Here is a 2,024-nt window from a genome sequence, read left to right as displayed (position 1 = left end):
TCTGCACCGCCCACAACCTCCTCAAGCTGGCCAAGGCCAGTCACTGAGCCCAAAGCCGACGCCCACGTCTGCCCACACTTCCAACCTCATCCCACCGCGTAAACTCGTTACTCGGACGGGCTCCTAGGGGTCACTCGCGCGACACCTCATACCTGACACGCAGCGGCGGAATTTCCCCCCGTACCCCCTTTCGCAGAGTGGACCTGCCTGCTCCTGCCTATCCCGGGGCCCATGAACCCAAAGGGCGTGGGCGACTTGCTCGCTGCCAACCTGCAAGGATCGCACGGAACGAGCCGGGCCTCGGCATTGAACCGCACCAGTAGGGATTTGGACCATGTGGGAGTGGCTGCGAGCGTTACCGCCCGGACCCGCATCCTTCGTAGGAACGCTGACGGGCTCATCGATTGGGCTCATAGCAATCCTTGTGGGAGCCCTCTGGAACTTCAATCTCAGCCGCAAACGGGACGCGCTGGAACGAGCGCAGGAAATTCGGTCAATCGCCGCAGCCCTGTACGGTGAAATGCTGCTCATCAGAAAGGAGGCCGCATCGGTCGCCAGAGCAGTAGCATACGCTTACGTTGAGATTGGAACCAAACGATACCCGGGAGTACGCTTTGACCATCACTTCCTGGAACGTTTCCGCCTTACCGAACCACTCCTATACAAAAGCCTTGCTTCGCGACTGGGCGAGCTGCCCTCTGATATTGTGATATCTATTGCTGAGTTCTACTCCAACTATGAGGAAGTCAAAAAGTGGCTTCCCTTGATTATGGACGACGATAAACGTGGCTTTTCATACAGCCCCACTGCTGTCTTGGTTCCTGCGGTTGACACAGTGATAGGCATCAATCCGACTCTGCGCTTGATCGAAAATTTGCTGCACATCCGGACGCCTGTTGCCGATCCGGACTTGGGCAAAACTAACTCAGTCATTGAGATGATTGAGGACCAAGACGCAGATGATTGAGGGCAGACTGGACGGGCGCCGCACTCAACACCTGTCTCATGTCATCAACCATCGACGGACGTTGATTGAGACTGAAACATACTCTCGCATTGTACTGTCAGAGACACATCCATGCTCGACGCCACAAAGCTCCTCGCCAACGCCCTCGGCGAGCATCTCGCCCTGGTCTACCGGCGCACCTTCGGCAGCCGGGAGCCGGGCTATGTCGAGGTGATCGAGGAATCGGCGCGGCTGACCATCGAGCGGATCGCGCAGAGCGACGCGCTCTATCACGATGCCGACCACACCACCCTGGTGACGCTGGTGATGCAGGACATCCTGCGCGGGCGCTTCCTGGCGCAGGGGGTGTCGCCGCGGGACTGGCTGCACGCGATCCTGGCCGCGCTCTACCACGACATCGGCTACGTCCGCGGCGTCTGCGCCGGCGACACGCGCACCCGGTTCGTGATCGACCGGGCCGGCACCACCGTCGGGCTTCCGCGCGGGGCGTCCGATGCCGGGCTCACGGCGCACCACGTCGAGCGCTCGAAGATCGCGGTGTGGGAGCGCTTCGCTACCCACGAGTTCGTCGACGCGGGCCGCGTGGCCCGCGCCATCGAGCTGACGCGCTTCCCCGTGCCCGACGACGGCGACCACGCCGAGACCGCCGCGGAGGCCGGGCTGATGCGCGCGGCCGACCTCATCGGCCAGCTCGGCGATCCGCTCTATCCGCGAAAACTCAACGCGCTGTTCCACGAGCTGCGCGAGGCGGGCCTGTGCGAACCGCTCGGCTACGTCGACCCGGCGGATCTGGCCGAGCGCTACCCGAGCTTCTTCTGGGGCAAGGTCGAGCCGGTGATCGGCGACGCCATCCGCGCCCTCGACCTCACCGTGGAGGGACGGCGCTGGGTCGCCAACCTCTACGCCCACGTCTTCGCGATCGAGCACGACCGCCGGCGCATGGGGCCGCATCCCGGTTCGCCTGAATCCCCCACTTTGCCGCCCCTCTTGACCGAACCTTGACCGATCTGGTGTGTTCTTGTTCTGTTCTCACAGCGAGTCGCACCCCATGCCCGCC

At 62.8% G+C, this 2,024-nt stretch carries 2 protein-coding genes; both read left to right on the top strand.

Translation table 11 applies throughout. The annotated features are described in order from the left end of the window. Window positions 1-334 precede the first annotated feature (334 nt). Window positions 335-967, top strand: a complete 633-nt coding sequence (locus tag FV226_RS27395) for a hypothetical protein (protein ID WP_147765391.1) — start codon at window positions 335-337, stop codon at window positions 965-967. A gap of 111 nt (window positions 968-1,078) precedes the next feature. Further along, window positions 1,079-1,969 (top strand): metal-dependent phosphohydrolase, encoded by an 891-nt coding sequence (locus tag FV226_RS27390; RefSeq protein WP_147765390.1) that lies wholly within the window; start codon window positions 1,079-1,081, stop codon window positions 1,967-1,969. The last annotated feature ends 55 nt before the right edge of the window (window positions 1,970-2,024 follow it).

Origin of the sequence: Methylobacterium sp. WL12, from assembly GCF_008039475.1 — a bacterium.
Classification (GTDB): Bacteria; Pseudomonadota; Alphaproteobacteria; order Rhizobiales; family Beijerinckiaceae; genus Methylobacterium; species Methylobacterium cerastii.
Note: the sequence above shows the minus strand (reverse complement) of the source record. Positions and strands in the feature narration are given on the sequence as shown.